The organism is candidate division KSB1 bacterium (assembly GCA_024655945.1).
In the GTDB taxonomy this organism is placed as follows: Bacteria; Zhuqueibacterota; Zhuqueibacteria; order JANLFK01; family Oleimicrobiaceae; genus Oleimicrobium.
On record JANLFK010000004.1, the window covers coordinates 77978 to 91822 of the forward strand.

The 13845-nt window shown below is 62.4% G+C and carries 16 protein-coding genes; all 16 read right to left on the minus strand.

Annotated features, from left to right (window positions below):
- Nucleotides 1–413: 413 nt before the first annotated feature.
- Complete coding sequence (locus NUW13_06830) at nucleotides 414–1766, minus strand: hypothetical protein (GenBank protein ID MCR4438741.1); 1353 nt, start codon at nucleotides 1764–1766, stop codon at nucleotides 414–416.
- Between the two features lie 85 nt (nucleotides 1767–1851).
- Nucleotides 1852–2097, minus strand: coding sequence for a hypothetical protein (locus NUW13_06835; GenBank protein MCR4438742.1), 246 nt, complete (start codon nucleotides 2095–2097; stop codon nucleotides 1852–1854).
- Nucleotides 2098–2184: 87 nt separating this feature from the next.
- Nucleotides 2185–3477 (minus strand): T9SS type A sorting domain-containing protein, encoded by a 1293-nt coding sequence (locus tag NUW13_06840; protein MCR4438743.1) that lies wholly within the window; start codon nucleotides 3475–3477, stop codon nucleotides 2185–2187.
- An 86-nt stretch (nucleotides 3478–3563) separates the two neighbouring features.
- The gene (locus NUW13_06845; GenBank protein MCR4438744.1) at nucleotides 3564–3821 is read right to left on the minus strand and encodes a hypothetical protein; all 258 of its coding nucleotides are present in this window, start codon (nucleotides 3819–3821) and stop codon (nucleotides 3564–3566) included.
- A gap of 527 nt (nucleotides 3822–4348) precedes the next feature.
- Nucleotides 4349–4912 (minus strand): redoxin domain-containing protein, encoded by a 564-nt coding sequence (locus NUW13_06850; protein MCR4438745.1) that lies wholly within the window; start codon nucleotides 4910–4912, stop codon nucleotides 4349–4351.
- A 1301-nt stretch (nucleotides 4913–6213) separates the two neighbouring features.
- Nucleotides 6214–6972, minus strand: coding sequence for a T9SS type A sorting domain-containing protein (locus tag NUW13_06855; GenBank protein ID MCR4438746.1), 759 nt, complete (start codon nucleotides 6970–6972; stop codon nucleotides 6214–6216).
- Between the two features lie 270 nt (nucleotides 6973–7242).
- A complete protein-coding gene (locus NUW13_06860; GenBank protein MCR4438747.1) occupies nucleotides 7243–7878 on the minus strand; it encodes a PQQ-binding-like beta-propeller repeat protein in 636 nt (211 codons plus the stop codon).
- On the minus strand, nucleotides 7781–8338 hold the full coding sequence (locus NUW13_06865; protein ID MCR4438748.1) for a PQQ-binding-like beta-propeller repeat protein: 558 nt from the start codon (nucleotides 8336–8338) through the stop codon (nucleotides 7781–7783). Before NUW13_06865 ends, NUW13_06860 begins: the two co-directional genes overlap by 98 nt.
- Nucleotides 8339–8546: 208 nt before the next feature.
- Entirely contained in the window at nucleotides 8547–8969 is a 423-nt protein-coding gene (locus NUW13_06870) for a T9SS type A sorting domain-containing protein (GenBank protein ID MCR4438749.1), read from the minus strand.
- A 479-nt stretch (nucleotides 8970–9448) separates the two neighbouring features.
- Nucleotides 9449–9625 carry a hypothetical protein gene (locus NUW13_06875; protein ID MCR4438750.1) on the minus strand — a complete coding sequence of 59 codons (177 nt, stop codon included), beginning with the start codon at nucleotides 9623–9625 and terminating at the stop codon, nucleotides 9449–9451.
- A gap of 162 nt (nucleotides 9626–9787) precedes the next feature.
- Nucleotides 9788–10912: a PQQ-binding-like beta-propeller repeat protein gene (locus NUW13_06880; protein ID MCR4438751.1), complete on the minus strand. Its 1125-nt coding sequence runs from the start codon at nucleotides 10910–10912 to the stop codon at nucleotides 9788–9790.
- A 361-nt stretch (nucleotides 10913–11273) separates the two neighbouring features.
- Nucleotides 11274–11453 (minus strand): T9SS type A sorting domain-containing protein, encoded by a 180-nt coding sequence (locus NUW13_06885; protein ID MCR4438752.1) that lies wholly within the window; start codon nucleotides 11451–11453, stop codon nucleotides 11274–11276.
- Nucleotides 11450–12088 carry a hypothetical protein gene (locus NUW13_06890; GenBank protein MCR4438753.1) on the minus strand — a complete coding sequence of 213 codons (639 nt, stop codon included), beginning with the start codon at nucleotides 12086–12088 and terminating at the stop codon, nucleotides 11450–11452. The genes NUW13_06885 and NUW13_06890 overlap by 4 nt, the downstream gene beginning before the upstream one ends.
- A 22-nt stretch (nucleotides 12089–12110) precedes the next feature.
- Nucleotides 12111–12422, minus strand: a complete 312-nt coding sequence (locus tag NUW13_06895; GenBank protein ID MCR4438754.1) for a hypothetical protein — start codon at nucleotides 12420–12422, stop codon at nucleotides 12111–12113.
- 16 nt (nucleotides 12423–12438) lie between these two features.
- Entirely contained in the window at nucleotides 12439–13113 is a 675-nt protein-coding gene (locus NUW13_06900; GenBank protein ID MCR4438755.1) for a PQQ-binding-like beta-propeller repeat protein, read from the minus strand.
- Nucleotides 13114–13253: 140 nt separating this feature from the next.
- Nucleotides 13254–13727: a hypothetical protein gene (locus tag NUW13_06905; GenBank protein ID MCR4438756.1), complete on the minus strand. Its 474-nt coding sequence runs from the start codon at nucleotides 13725–13727 to the stop codon at nucleotides 13254–13256.
- Nucleotides 13728–13845 lie beyond the last annotated feature (118 nt).

The window sequence follows — 13845 nt, forward strand, 5'->3', positions numbered from 1 at the left end:
CGTTTGTCAGAGGGCCGAGCCGAAGCGGATGCCGGCCAGCTCGCACGATGGCAGCACTCCTGAAGTCCCCCTGCGGCGCGAAGCGTGTGTTCTGGGCGGCTTCCGAGCCACATATCCATGTCGTCTGAGTGTCTGATTGCGTGGGAGCCACGGACCTCCCAACCTTCCCTTTGCCTGGTGCAAGGTAGCATTTTTCCCTGTAAGAGTCAATGGTTTTCCTTGCACCTCGTATCTTTTGCCTTCTCCCCTCCAGGCGAGGCAAAGCTGAAGCCGGCCTTTTGCGCCCCCGCACAGCGGGCCAGTACCCAACTATGCGGCTACCCCCGCTGTGCACAATGGTTGCCCGCCGACACCTTGCGCCCGCACCTGTGGTGCACCTGCAGAGATCGCGCGGGCGAGCGCCCTTGCCCAAGCTACCGCATCACAGTCATTTTCTGAAGAAATACTCCTCCATCACAGAGCATCCTGCAGAAGTACAGACCGCTGGGGACCGGTGCACCCTCCTCGCTGCGGCCGTCCCAAGGCACTGCGTGTACCCCCTCTGGGTAGTGGCGGGCAGCAAGGACCCGGATGAGTCGACCCATGGTATCGAGAATCTCAATTTTCACTGCCGATGGCCTGCCCAGTTCGAAGGATATCGTGGTGCTTATCCTCCGACCGCCGCGGCCATGGCCCACGACGGAAAAGGGGTTTGGGTAGCTTTGCCTCAGGGCACACTCCTGCGGAGCCGAAGATTCTTGCGCCTCTGCCCGGAGGATTACCCCGCCCTCGCGGAAGATGGCCAGGCCCTTGCCCCACGTGCCGATCCACTTGTTGCCCCACCGGTCGACCGCCAGGGACACGATGTTGTTGCTCGGCAGAGGGGAGTTGGTGGTGTCGTATACTGTCCAGTGCTGGCCGTCGTACTTCATGAGACCAGACCAGATGGTGCCCACCCAGAGGTTGCCTTCTTGGTCTATCTCCAGGTTCTTAGCGGCATGGTCCGGAATGTCCGAATTGTAGATGGTGAAAACCTGCCACTCGCGATCATCAAATCTCACCAGGCCGTCAGCCGTAGCCATCCACAGGTTGCCGTGCGCATCCGAGGCGATGTCCCATGCTACGTGGCTGGGGAAGGGTGAGTTGCGCCAGTCGTAGGTGGTAAACTGCTCTCGTCCCCAGAGGCGCACCACACCGTGATTGAACACTCCCATCCACAATTCGCCCTTAGGCCGGAGGTGCAGGCTGACCACTTGGTCTCCCGGCATCTCAGAGTTGCCGCTGTGGTAGTTCCTCCATTTGCCCTTGCTGAAGTGGACCAGACCTTTGTGGTGCATGCCAATCCACAGAGTGGGGCCGGCAAGTGGCCCTCCTGCCTGGCAGGCGACACCGCTCACCGACCAATCGGGCAGGCCAGAATTGAGCGGTGTGTAAATGGTCCAGCCCGCGCCGTCGAACTGCAGCAGGCCTGCGTTTGTGCCCACCCAAACGTTTCCCCTGTTGTCACAACTGATACTGGAGAAGTATACCAATGGGCCGACGGCAAGCCGCTGCCGGTCGTAGACAGTCCACCGCTCTCCGTCGAAGCAAGCCACGTGGTCCCAGGTTGCCATCCAGGCGCGACCAGTCGTGTCGAAGTCGATACCCCACACCCCGTCCCCAGGCAACGAAGAGTTCTGGGTATTGAAGACAAGCCACTCCCCCTGACCCAAAAGGCACGCTACCCGCACTACCAGGAGTGCCCCTGTGACCAGAACTGACACCGTACCCCACCCTGAACTCCGCATGGCCGTCTCCGTTCAACTGCCGTCGCTGGAAGCAGGGCCGACCAGGGTCCTTCTCATGCTATTGCTACCCCGGCTACCTGAATCACTATTGGGCGATGCATTGGCATTGCCAGGGCCCGTTAGGGTAGTGCCAACAGCAGGCCACTGTGCCACCGCTCGCCCGGCAAGTCTCCATGAAATTCTGTTCACAGTAGGGTGAGCAGTTCTGGTCATACCAATACTTCCCCTGCTCGCATACCGGGAACCAGTCTGTAGCGGTAGGGAGCTGGCGCCCCCCGACCGCGGCCGCCACCAGCCCCGCCACCATGACGACAACCGCAACCTTTGACATGTGTCCTTACCTCCTGTTTTGCTCTTGTTTCCTCCATCTTCCAGGACGCCGCTTTCTCCAGAACTGGGGCCGCTTGGCGCCGCTTTGCTAGCGCACCAGCACCATCTTCACCCTGGCGGCCTGTCCTTCTGCCGTCAACTGGCAGGTGTAGAGGCCACTGGGCAGAGCTTCGCCGAGCCGATTGCGCCCGTCCCAGCTCACCGTGTGGCTTCCAGCCGATATGGTGCCGGAGAAGAGCGTGACGACCGCGTGGCCCTGGGCGTCGTAGACGGTGAGATTTGCCTTTGCCATTCGCTCCAAGGTGAAGCGAACGAGCGTGGACGTGGTGAACGGGTTGGGGTAGTTTTGGGCCAGAACGAACTGCTGCGGCGGAGCCGGGGACTCCTGGGCCCCTGCCCCGAGGATCACCCCGCCCTCGCGGAAGATGGCCAGGCCCTTGCTCCCCGTTCCGAGCCACTTGTTCCCCCATCGGTCGATGGCCAGCGAGACGACTGTGTTCTCGGGCAAGGGAGAATTGCTCGCGCTCCAGACTTCCCATTGTTCGCCCTTGCGCCTGACAAGGCCGGCAGCATCGGTGCCCATCCACACAGATCCCTCGGCGTCCACTTCCACGCAGTAGAGGCAGTTGTCGGGAATGGGGGAGTTGTAGACGGTGAAGATGCGCCAGGCGCTGCCGTCGAAGTGGACGAGCCCTTCGGAGGTGGCTACCCAGAGGTGTCCCTCTTGGTCGAAAGCCATATCCCAGGCCGAATTGTAGGCATACGGGCCACTGCTGGGAAGATTGTACTGCGTGAAGCGGTTGCCGCCCTCATGACGCACCACCCCGTGTCCAAAGACCCCCGCCCATAGCATGCGGTCCGGCGCGATCTTTAGGCAAGCGATCCAGTCGGCCGGCAGTTCGGAATTGGTGGTGGTGTATACTGTCCACCCTCCCCTTTGCACTTTCACCAGCCCACCGTTGGTGCCAACCCATACGATCCCGCCGAAGCCGGCTCCTCCGAAGGTGGCCAGGCAATTGACGAAGGAATGCGGCAGAGGAGTGACGTTGGGCAAATACCACTCCCAGGTAGTGCCGTCATAATTGAGGAGGCCGTAGGAGGCCACCCATAACCTGCCCCCGTCGTCAAAACAGAGATCGGCCACAAAGGCTTCCCCGTTTCCTGCCGGGAAGCCAAGCTCCTTGCCGTGCGTCCAAGAACGGCCGTCGAAGACGACAAATCCACTTCCGGTGCCGATCCACGCCCGCTGCTTCTGGTCAAAGGTGACCACGGCTACATAATCGTCCGGCAGACCAGAGTTGGCCTTGCTGAAAAGGAGCCATTCCTGCGCCCAGCCGGGCCCTGGCCGGGCCACAAGCAAGATCGTCGCTCCGACCGCCATAGCAGGTCGGCGCAAGGATGAGAAGTGCAAAACGCCCCTCCATGACCGCCGGCAAGAGGCAGGAAGGCCGGTGCGGCTTGGGTTGTTCATTCCACTATGCAGAAGCACTCCCATCGTCCCCTGTCGTAATGGTAGCAGCAGGCAACTGTACCCCCGACTTGCTCGCACTGTTTGAGAAACCTCGGGGAACACGCATCCCGGCATCCTGTCCCATAGTTGTACTCCCCGCGTGCGCAGTCGGGGGGCGCGCTGGGCGAGGCCAGCCCAGAGAGCTGCACTGCACCGCCAACAGAGGCGACGACCGCGGCCGCCCACACTAGAGCGGCGGCCAACTTCTCTGTCATCTCCTTCCCCTCCCGAATTGCTTGTCAATAGTCTTGTGCGCCGTTGAACATCGGCACGAGGCTTGCCGGCCCCTTCGTTTGCGGGTAAAGACAGGGTCCGCGGCGGCAGCAGAGCGGCCATCGCGTGCCATGGCCCTGTCGGCGGCCCGCCGCCTGTGCCGAATTCTCGTCCCGCACGATCAACGCCTCCATTGAAAGCCTGGCTACTGAGCGCTTCTCGCTCGCTTCTTTGCCCTGGCTCCCCCCAGCAGTACCGATCGCCTCAATATCCGTCCCGAGCTCCCCGCGAACCAAAGCTGGCTGCCTTTGGACGGGTGGACAATCAGGGAGTGTGGCTATGGCCCGCAGCCAAGGAAGGCCTAACCGGCTCACAGTGCATCCCCCGCCCAATACCTTTGCCAGCACGCGGGACGAGAAGAGTCGCACCCTTGGCTGCCCCTGAGGGTGATGACCATTGCACCTTACCGGCGGTGCCTTCTTGTTCCCAGCGAGGCACAAGGGCAGAAGCCTCCGGCGCGGCCTGCGACTCAAGGCAAAAGTCTTCTCGCCAGTTCCGCATGCCCCCTCCCGGAGCCTGCCCCTGCCGTGACGTAATCGACAATCCCATTCTTCACATGCACCACCTGAGGAATCACGGTGGCGCAGTTGTACATCTCGGCAATGATGCGGGTGCTGTCCGCCACCACAGGGAAGGCGATGCCGTGCCGCCTCACGAATTCCAGGCACTCACTGCGCCCCCCAAGGCATATCCCCACCCAGGCGACCTTGGCTCCTGCGGGAGTTGCAGAGAGTCGCTTCCAGGTGGGCGCATCTACTTCACAGGCCGGGCAATGAGGTGCAAAGAACACCAGTAGCGCGGAGGAGACTGCCTTGTTTGGGCCGATGCGCACCGTATCGCCATTCAGGTCACAGCCTTCAATGGGAGGCGCAACTGTGCCGGGTTTGATGCTTTCGGCCGAGCGGTAGTGGCTCACCCTGCTTCTTGCGTGAGAAGTGAGTCTGCGGTTCTGGAATGCCAGGAAAACCACTTCGGCGCTGAGGACTAGGATTACTGCGCTCTGCGCCACTATCAGGACTTTGGCCTTTCTCATGTGGTTCCTCACGCGCATTGGTGCATGACTGTGGACATCTTCAGGCTGCCCGGCCGCAAGGACCGTCAAGACCGTGCAACAAGAGGGAAAAAAGGCCCGCCGGCAACCGATACTCCCTGCCCCCTGACGCCTGTGCCCCTGGCACGGGGATGCACTTTGCAGCCCGTAAGAGGACGTTGCCAAGCTGGCCTTCGGCGGGGGGCGCCACCCCGTTGCGCGGGTTCTTCAGAAGCCCGGCTGACTCATACACGGACCATAAGTGAGACCGGACGGCCCCGGTCCTCCAATGCTCCGGAAACGTCCCTGCTTCATGGCGTCTGTACCCCTCTCCCAGACAGCGCGACTGCCCCTTCAGCAGATAAGCAGCACTCGTGTGCACAGTCAATCCTTGCGGGTAACCAGTCAATGCAGCGCAACGGAAGCGGCGCAGTTGCAGCGTTCTCAGGCATCACCCGTGCATTTCTGTTGGCATGCCGTCCAGCGTGCTGACCGTGCCGCCAATCGTTGCCACCTGCCCCCGACGAGGGGGTCCCCGCAAGGGGGCAGCGAAGCCAGCCCCAAAAGAACGACGTGGCCAGACTGGGCCCCGCGGAGAGCCCGGCCTGCACCTTGGCGACACAGCGTACGGCGATCTTGCGCAGTCTCCTAGCACTCACGGGCTGTACCCATCGTCTGTGGCTTGGCTGCGAGGAAGCATGACAGTTGCACACTCTAATTGCGGAGCGTCTTTCCGGCGGGCACTCCAGAGGCAGGCCCAGCAGAACGAGACTCACACCTTGGCATTGGCGCCCGGCGATCCACCGGGTGAGTGCCCGAATGTCTCACTTGTAACTTAATAAAAAAAAGCGCGCGTGTCAAGGCTTTTCTCTCTGCTGGTCAGCCTCCGGCAGGTTCTCGGGGCCCCGCCAGAGCGCATGCAGAAGCCAGACTTACCGGAGTAACCTCCCGGAGCATCTTGCGCCACTTGCACACAGGGCCCAACTTCCGCAAGGTGCCCACGGGCCGCACTGAGTGGTAACCCGTGGGTCAATTGCATGACCCAGCTACCAGGACGGCGCGGGCAATTGTCTGCAGCAGAGTCACAATGGCAGCTTTGTGCCTCTTGCCGGGTCTGCCCCTACTTGCCGCTACCGGACAGCTCCGCAACCTCTCGTACTTTCCCCTGCCATCCGAATCGCTGAGGCAGCTCCCCGCTCCAACTCCTCTGCCGCGCTGCGCTGCCTTTGCCCCTTTTCCGCCTCTCTGGGTCTTTGGGAGCAAGGCGCCCACTGGGTCGATGGCGATGCATTACCCTGTCCTGCCTAGTGTACCAGCACCATCTCGACCATGGCAGTGTGCACTCCATCCCGGAGCTGACAGATGTAGATGCCACTAGGCAGGGGACGCCCAGCCTGGTCGGGCCCATCCCAAGTGACGGCGTAGTTCCCCTGAGGTCTGCAGCCTTGCAGTAAGCCTACCACAGCGCGGCCCATCTGGTCGTGAATAGCCATTTCCACGGTTGCCGGCTGGCCCAAGGTGAACCAGATCCGGGTAGACGAATTGAACGGGTTCGGATAGTTCTGCGCCAAGGCAAACTGCGGCAAGGGAGGGCTGTGCTCTCGCCCCGTTGCTTCGAGTATCAGCCGGCCATCGCGGAAGATGGCCACGCCCTTGTTGGCGGCGCCAATCCACTTATTGCCCCAGCTGTCGATGGCCAGGGCATAGACGCGGTTCTCAGGCAAAGGAGAGTTGGTCGTGTCGTCGACAGTGCAGCGCTGGCCATCGTACTTCACCAAGCCGGCATAGCTCATGCCCGGCCAAATAGTCCCCTCTTCATCGACCCGAACGGTTGAGATTGCGTTGTCCGGCAGAGGGGAGTTGTAGATGCTCAGTATGGGCCAGGCGCTCCCGTCATGGCGCACCAGCCCCTTGGGGGTGGCGTTCCACCGATTGCCTCTTCGGCCAGACGCGGTGTCCAAGGCCGTGGCACAGGGGTAAGGGTTACTGCTGGGGAGCCCATATCGGGTGAACCGACCCTCGCCTTCGTGGCCAATAGCCTTGCACCCCCGTTGGAGGTGCAAGGCGCGTAGCCTGCGTGCGCCGGCCTCGGCCGCGGGAGAACTGTCGTGGTCACGAAGAGACCTGCTCCCAGAGCTTTGCCACGAACGGCAACCACGGAAGCTGCTCCGTTCCTGCCAAGTACCGTCGTGCTGGCAAGACGGAGACGGGCTCCCCCTGCTTGTTCAACCGCCACATGCCGAGGCCCCCTGCAGGCGGTGCCGCCTGTGCGGGTCGACCCCGACTCCCGCAACGGCGCTGCCCAATTCAGCCCTCTTGGCGCCATTCTGTGCCTATTCAATAGGGTACAGCTCCCGCTCGCCGAGCACGTAGAGCCGCCCCTGGGCGGAGATGGCCGCCTCTGAGAGCCCGCTGGGAAGCCCAGGCAACTCGCACGTAAATATGGGGTGACCAAACCGATCGAAAGCCGAGACGAAACGCGCGTGCACCAAATAGCATGTCCCCTCACCATCTACCACCGCCAATCCTCCGTAGCGCCCGAGTCCGGTCGGCAGAGGTGCGCTCCATTTCAGGTGGCCGGCGCAATCGAAGCACAGCAGCTCCTCTTTCTCCCCACGCACATAGAGGCTGCCATCCCTTGCCAAGGCCAGGTTCGCCCCGGGGAGAACTGGGTAATCAGCCTCCCAGCGCAATACCCCCTGGTCGGTCACCGAACGGAGCACATAGCCAATGTCCTCCCTCAGCCTGGAATAGTAGACATTGCCCTCACAATCAACCACCGGATGACAAGAACTCCAAGAGGCAGGTGCGCGCCACAGCTGCGCCCCTGTGTGCGCGTCGAAGGCCACAAGGGAGGCAGGGGAGAGCGTGTCAGCGGCCATCAAGTAGACGACCTCGTCGTCCGCTGACATGGATGCCCACCCGCCTAGTCCCCACCGGAAGAAGCTTGCATCGGTAGAGCGCCACAATACCCCCCCCGTCCCGCCCAATGGCCAACAATGGATACGGGTACCACCCCACCAGGTAAAGAGTACCGTCTCGCCCCACCCCAATCCTTGGAGTCATCAGCCCCACCCCCGTGTTGTAGCTCCACCGCAGCGTACCATCTGGGGCGAATTCGTAGAGAATTGCAGACTTGTCCGCCACCACGAGCACACCACCGTCAGCAAGGACAATCGGGGTGGAACTGCCATAGACAGCGCTGCCTAGAGGCCTGCTCCACAGCTCGGTACCATCGGGACTGATGGCGTAAAGGCACCGATCAGTCTTGGTAGAGCAAGAAGCAGTGGTGTAGACGGTCCCGTCTTGACCTAATGCTAAGGCACGGCGCCAAATCGATGCCGGGAAGCGGACGCTCCATATCACTTTCCCTCCCTTTGGACCCGGGTATTTCCCCCGGCGCGTACTCTGGGGATCGGCGCCCGCCATGGGCCAGGGACTATCCGCTATGCTCGGCCAGGGGATGTCCTGCTGCGCACAGACCGCCGGCCGCACCGCTGGTCCCAAGGGAGTCTTGTCCCGCGCACACGAGCACAGCACACAGGCTCCCAGAACGCACACCAAGAATGCTACCCTTTGCACCGCCCCTCCTCGGCCGGCACAAGGCCGTACCTACTGGCTCCTGCCATCCACCAGCTCATTTGACCACCGCCACCTTCTGACTCACCACCCTGTGCGCAAACAGCAGCCGGACTATGTAAACACCCGGAGGCAGTGCACCTAAGGAACAGGACACCCGATGCGCCCCTGCCGACTGGACGCCGCGCGCCAGCTCCACCACCTCCGCCCCCACCAGGTCATAGAGCGCAAGGTGCACCCTCCCTTCGCCCGGCAGGCGGTACCACACCACCGCCACCGCATTGCAGGGGTTCCTCGAACACCACAGCCCCAAGCTCCACATCTGCACCTGCCCACCTGCACCGGGCGCAGGCTCCTCACCCTCTCCAGGCAACACCTTGTAGGGGTTGCCCCGCACCACCACCTGGTCAGAAGGTGGCGACTCTGGCGGCTCCCCGGTTGTGGCGGTGCAGTAGTAGAGGTACCTGCTCCCCCCGGCCACATCATCACACTGTGGTCGGTCCAGGAAAAGGGCGGCGGCGTCCCCGGTGGGTAGCAGAGGTCGGAGGCAACACAATAGAACGGGCCAAAGTTCTCGCTACGGTAAATGCGGTAAGTGAAACAGTAAGGCCAGTCCATGAGCTCGGTCGGTGCCTCGGGCCAGTACCAGGCAAAGGTCGGATTCTCCCCAGGCCGCCCTGCGTTGACGCAGGCAAAGTCCTGCGGCTTGGTCGGCTGAAACGGCCGCTGGTTGGGCCTGGACCCGCCCCAGGCGTCCCAGATGTTGCTGCCGATTGGTCCATGGTACACCGAGTCACTGCCTGTGCGCCACGTCAGGGTCCACTCGCCTGTGCCGCGGATGTCCGCGTAGCGGATGTACAGGTCGGGGTCGTGCCCGTAGCCCTCCGACCAATCAAAATCCCGCAGGTCGAGATCGAACTCCGTGTCCGGGTGCCCCTGTGGCATGTACCACCTGAAGTCTTACAATCCCCATGCCAGGCGAGGAGTGTCGCCGGAGCGCGGCGTCCTGAAGCCATCCTTTGACTGGGAATTACCAGTGCCGCTCACCTGCGCCGTGGCGCAGTCATCGGTCAGCCGACATTCATCCCCGTCCCAAGTCCATCTGATGTTATCGCGCCGGTCAATGGTGGCAGTCACACTCTATTCCTGGCTCTGATCGTCTCCCTTGAGCCCGTCTACCACCATCACTATCTCCCCGTGAACGAGTGTTGTCACTTGCCCTCTCGCTGCTGCCATCGAGCAGGCTGCCAGGCCTGCTACCAGTGCGCGCAGAAGCTGTCTCGACACCATGAGAGGCTCTTACTTGATGCACCAGAGTTGTGCGTCGCCTACCACTATCAAGCGCCCCGGACATGGTATGGCCATGGCGTGCAGTGACCGGGCGTATCCAGGCATCTCGCTCACGAAGAGGCGGCGCCCATCCCGGTCAAATGCTTCCACAGTTTTGTCCACGGCAAAGTAGACTACGCCCTCCGAGTCGACCACCAGAGCTGCCTGGTCTCCCGAGAAGGCGAAAAGGAGCCTCACCGACCACAGCAGATGCCCCTCACCGTCAAAGCACAGCAGCTCGCCGCCCCCCTCTGCGGGCGCATAGATTCTCCCGTCTTCAGCGATGGCAATGTTTACCCCAGGGCTCACTGGCCGAGAGCTTTCCCATCGCACAGACCCGTCGGGTCCGAAGCAGGCCAGCACTGGCTTCCGGGCATATCCTTTCCTCACGCAGTAGAGGTTGCCATAGGCATCCACTGCCGGAGAAACTGCGTACCAATCGACGGGCACTTCCCAGACAATGACCCCAGTCTGGGCATCAAAGGCTATCAAGTGGGTGGCCTCCGCACCCAGCACGACCGTGTAGACTTGGCGACCATCCGGCGACAAGCTCAACCAGGAGGGGCTTCCCCTTCGGCCGCTCCTCTCAGAGTTTGTCCACAAGAGCTGACGCTGCGCCCCGATGGCAAAGAACGTCTGATGCTCCACCTCGCATAAGTAAACGTTCCCCTCCATCCCGAGCCCAGGACCCGCCACCCCATGGTATTGCCACAGGCGGAACGTAGTGTGCACCTGGCCATCGGGGGTGCATTCAAAGAATGCCCCCTCCTCACCGCCGATCACCAAGAGGGTCCCATCGGCCAATAGGATCGGGCTTGAACTGTCCTGACATTGGCCGCGTGGGCCCAACGGGACACGCGCGCGCTCCCTGCCGTCCACGCCTCTCACGAACAGCGTCAGTTGCCAGGCCGGGGCGGCAACCCGCGCGGCCCAGTAGATGGTGCACTCTTCGGCCACGGCCACATTGACGCATTCGCCGTCAATCTGCACCGGCGCAAAGCCCCACACGAGCTTCCCCAGGCGGGCACCGGGGTACTTGCCCCTGGCCGTGCACTGCGGGTCTGCCCACATGACCGGCCACGGACTATTGGCCAAGCTCGGCCAGGGGATCTCCTGCTGCGGGCAGATGGCCGGGCCCCCACCGGGCCCAAAGGGGTCTTGTCGCGCGCACACCACAGCAGCGCACAGGACAAGAGCACAAGCGGCAGGAAAACGACTCTCCTCATAGCGCCTCCCCAACAACCGTAGCCTACCTTCGCGGGTGGCAGCACTTCAAATTTCAGGAAAAAATCCTCAGCTGTAGAGCCCTTTCTCTTCCTCCTGCCGAGCAGGCCGTAGGCCCACACCTCGTGCGCAAAGGCCAGCTCCGTGCCCAAATGTAAGACCCCACCCTTGGCAGAAGGGCCCTCTCCGGCGGCCATGGCAAAGGCAAGCTGAGCGCAGACTCAGCGCAGACCTATTTCACCACCAGCACCTTGGCAGTCAGGGCGCCACCCCCATGCACCATCCGCACCAAATAGGCCCCCGAGCTCAACGCCCACCCGTCCAGCCGAAGCTGGTACTCCCCAGGCGGATGGAGCCCCTCGGCAAGGCGCAGCACCTCCCGGCCACAAAGGTCATATAGGCTCACCTTCACACCTCGCCCTCCTGGGCAAGCACATAGCGCACCGTGCCTGTGGGGTTGCAGAGGTTAGGAAGGAGCGAAAGGTCTGTTTCCTCACCCCGTACCTCGGAGGCCTCTGGCGGGGCTTCGCCCGGCTTGCCGAGTTGGCCCATGATCCATGCCTCCTCCGACGGGGGCGACTCCACCGACTGGCTGGTGTAAGCAGTCGCACAGTAGCAGTAGGTCACACCCCTTAGCGGGTCAATCGTGACCTCCTCGTCGGTCCAGTTCCTGCCTGTCAGACCCGACACGATGCGCCTCCACGACTGAGAGGGTCGCTTCCGGTAGAGGCTGTACAGGAAGCTCACCTGGCTTGGCTCCTCGGGTTCCTCCCAGGTGAAAGATGGGCTGGCGCCGGCCTCCGCCGCGTTCGTACAGGTGAAGTTGCGAGGGGGCGTAGGCTGAAGCTTCGCGTGATTGGGCGTACGGCGCCCGAACATCTCCCAAATGGAGCCGACCATCTGCGCGGAGTAGCTCCCCCCTTGCCCCCGCTTCCATTCCAGATAGCTGGTCGTCGGACCGGTAAGGTGGCAGCGCACCCAGACGTCTTTGGGGCTATCGTACTCAGCCGTCCAGTCGGCGTCGCAGAGGTCAAGGCAGAAAGACATATCTGTGTACCGGGGGGGGAGGTCAAAGGTAAATTCTCAGGCCCGGCCAGTCCACGATGGGGCACTTGAACGATTGACGAGACTCGGCATTTCCATAGCCGGTGATCTGGGCAAAGGCAAATTCCGAGGTAAGCCGGCATGCGCCCCCGTCCCAGGACCACCGAACCGCGGACTGGCAGCGTGCCCTTACCACCCAGTCCAGCTCCTCTGACAACCCCGTTACGGCCATAGTGATTTCGCCGGGGACTTCGAGGGCCCTTTGTGAGAGCGCTCCTTGCGCCAAGGCCCCCACAAGCGCAAGTGCCAGAGCCCCTGGAACCCTGATGCTCTGCATAGCTCTTTTCCGCCTCCTACTCTATGCAATAGACAGCGTATTCCCCGACCACGATCAGTTTGTCTGGACCGGGTATCGCAACCCCAGAGAGCCGATCGGGGATTCCTGGGAGTTCACAAGTGAACAAGCTATTCCCGGCTGCGTCGAAGGCCAAAAGGTACTTCCAGCTGTAGCAGGCATACACCACCCCCTCAGAATCCAGCACCAAGCGCACGCCCCCCTCTGCACCCAGTTCAGGTCGCCGCAACATCGGTGCGGCCCAGCAAAGGCTCCCTTGGCAGTCAAAACACAAGAGAGAATCTCCTTTCCCATACGCGAAGATGTGCCCCTGGGCACTCATGCACAGGTTGGTGGTGAGCCCTACTGGCGCGCGGCTCTCCCACCTCAGCTGTCCCTGCTGCGTGTAAGAGCGCACCACGACCACGAGGTGAGCTCCCCGTTGGCTGCGCACCGTGCAATAGACGTTGCCCTCATTGTCCACAAGAGGGGAATCAAAATACAGGTCGGAAGGAGCTTCCCACAGCACGGCACCGTTTCGTGCGTCCCACGCCGTCAGTTGCTTGCCCGGCTCCGCACGGCGCAAGGCGTACAGAACGGCGCCGTCGGGCGACAGAGCCAGCGCTCCACCGTACATGGGGGGAGAATGGCCATCAAAGCGAGTGGACCACACCACCCGGCCCGTCGGCTCCACCGCGGAAAACACGTGATCCCAGCAGTAGAGGAACAGCAGAGTGTCCCTGCCTATCGCCGGCGCGGCAGCCGAGTTGGCGTGGGGGGCCGTTACCCGAAAGAGGAGATTCGCCTCCCTGTCGAACTGGTAAATCTCTCCCGCTACCCCCCTAGGTCTACCACGAGCACCCTCCCCCCAGCAAGGAGGGCCGCGCTGGAGTTACACTGCCCTGGGCGACTGAAGGGGATCTTCGCCCGCAAGCTGCCGTCGGGGCCGAGCACAAAGAGGTGCGGACGGCTCCCCTCACGGGCATTGACGATGGGAGCTGCCAGACAAAGCGTGCCGTCCTCCCCAACAGCGACGTTCACGTCTTCGGCATACAACCCCTCTTCGCTGAAGCTCCAGGCCACCCTCCCGATGCGCGGCCCGGGGTACCTGCCCCAGGCCGTGCACTGCGGGTCTGCCCACATCATCGGCCACGGGCTATCGGCTATGCTCGGCCAGGGGATGTGCTGCTGGGGACAGACCACGGGCCCCTGGGCAGGAGCTAACGGCGTCTTGTCCCGCCCACAGGAAAGAACAAACCCCACCAAGGCGAAGATCACCAAGAACCGCGCATCTACAGTTTGCTTCATGGTACACCGTCCTCCCCAAAACTCGTGTCCCCTCCATCCCCTGTGGCCCTCTATCACCGCGCCGCGCTCTGAGGCCGGATGCCAACCGGCAATCCTCCCGCTTGGAATATAAAGAAAA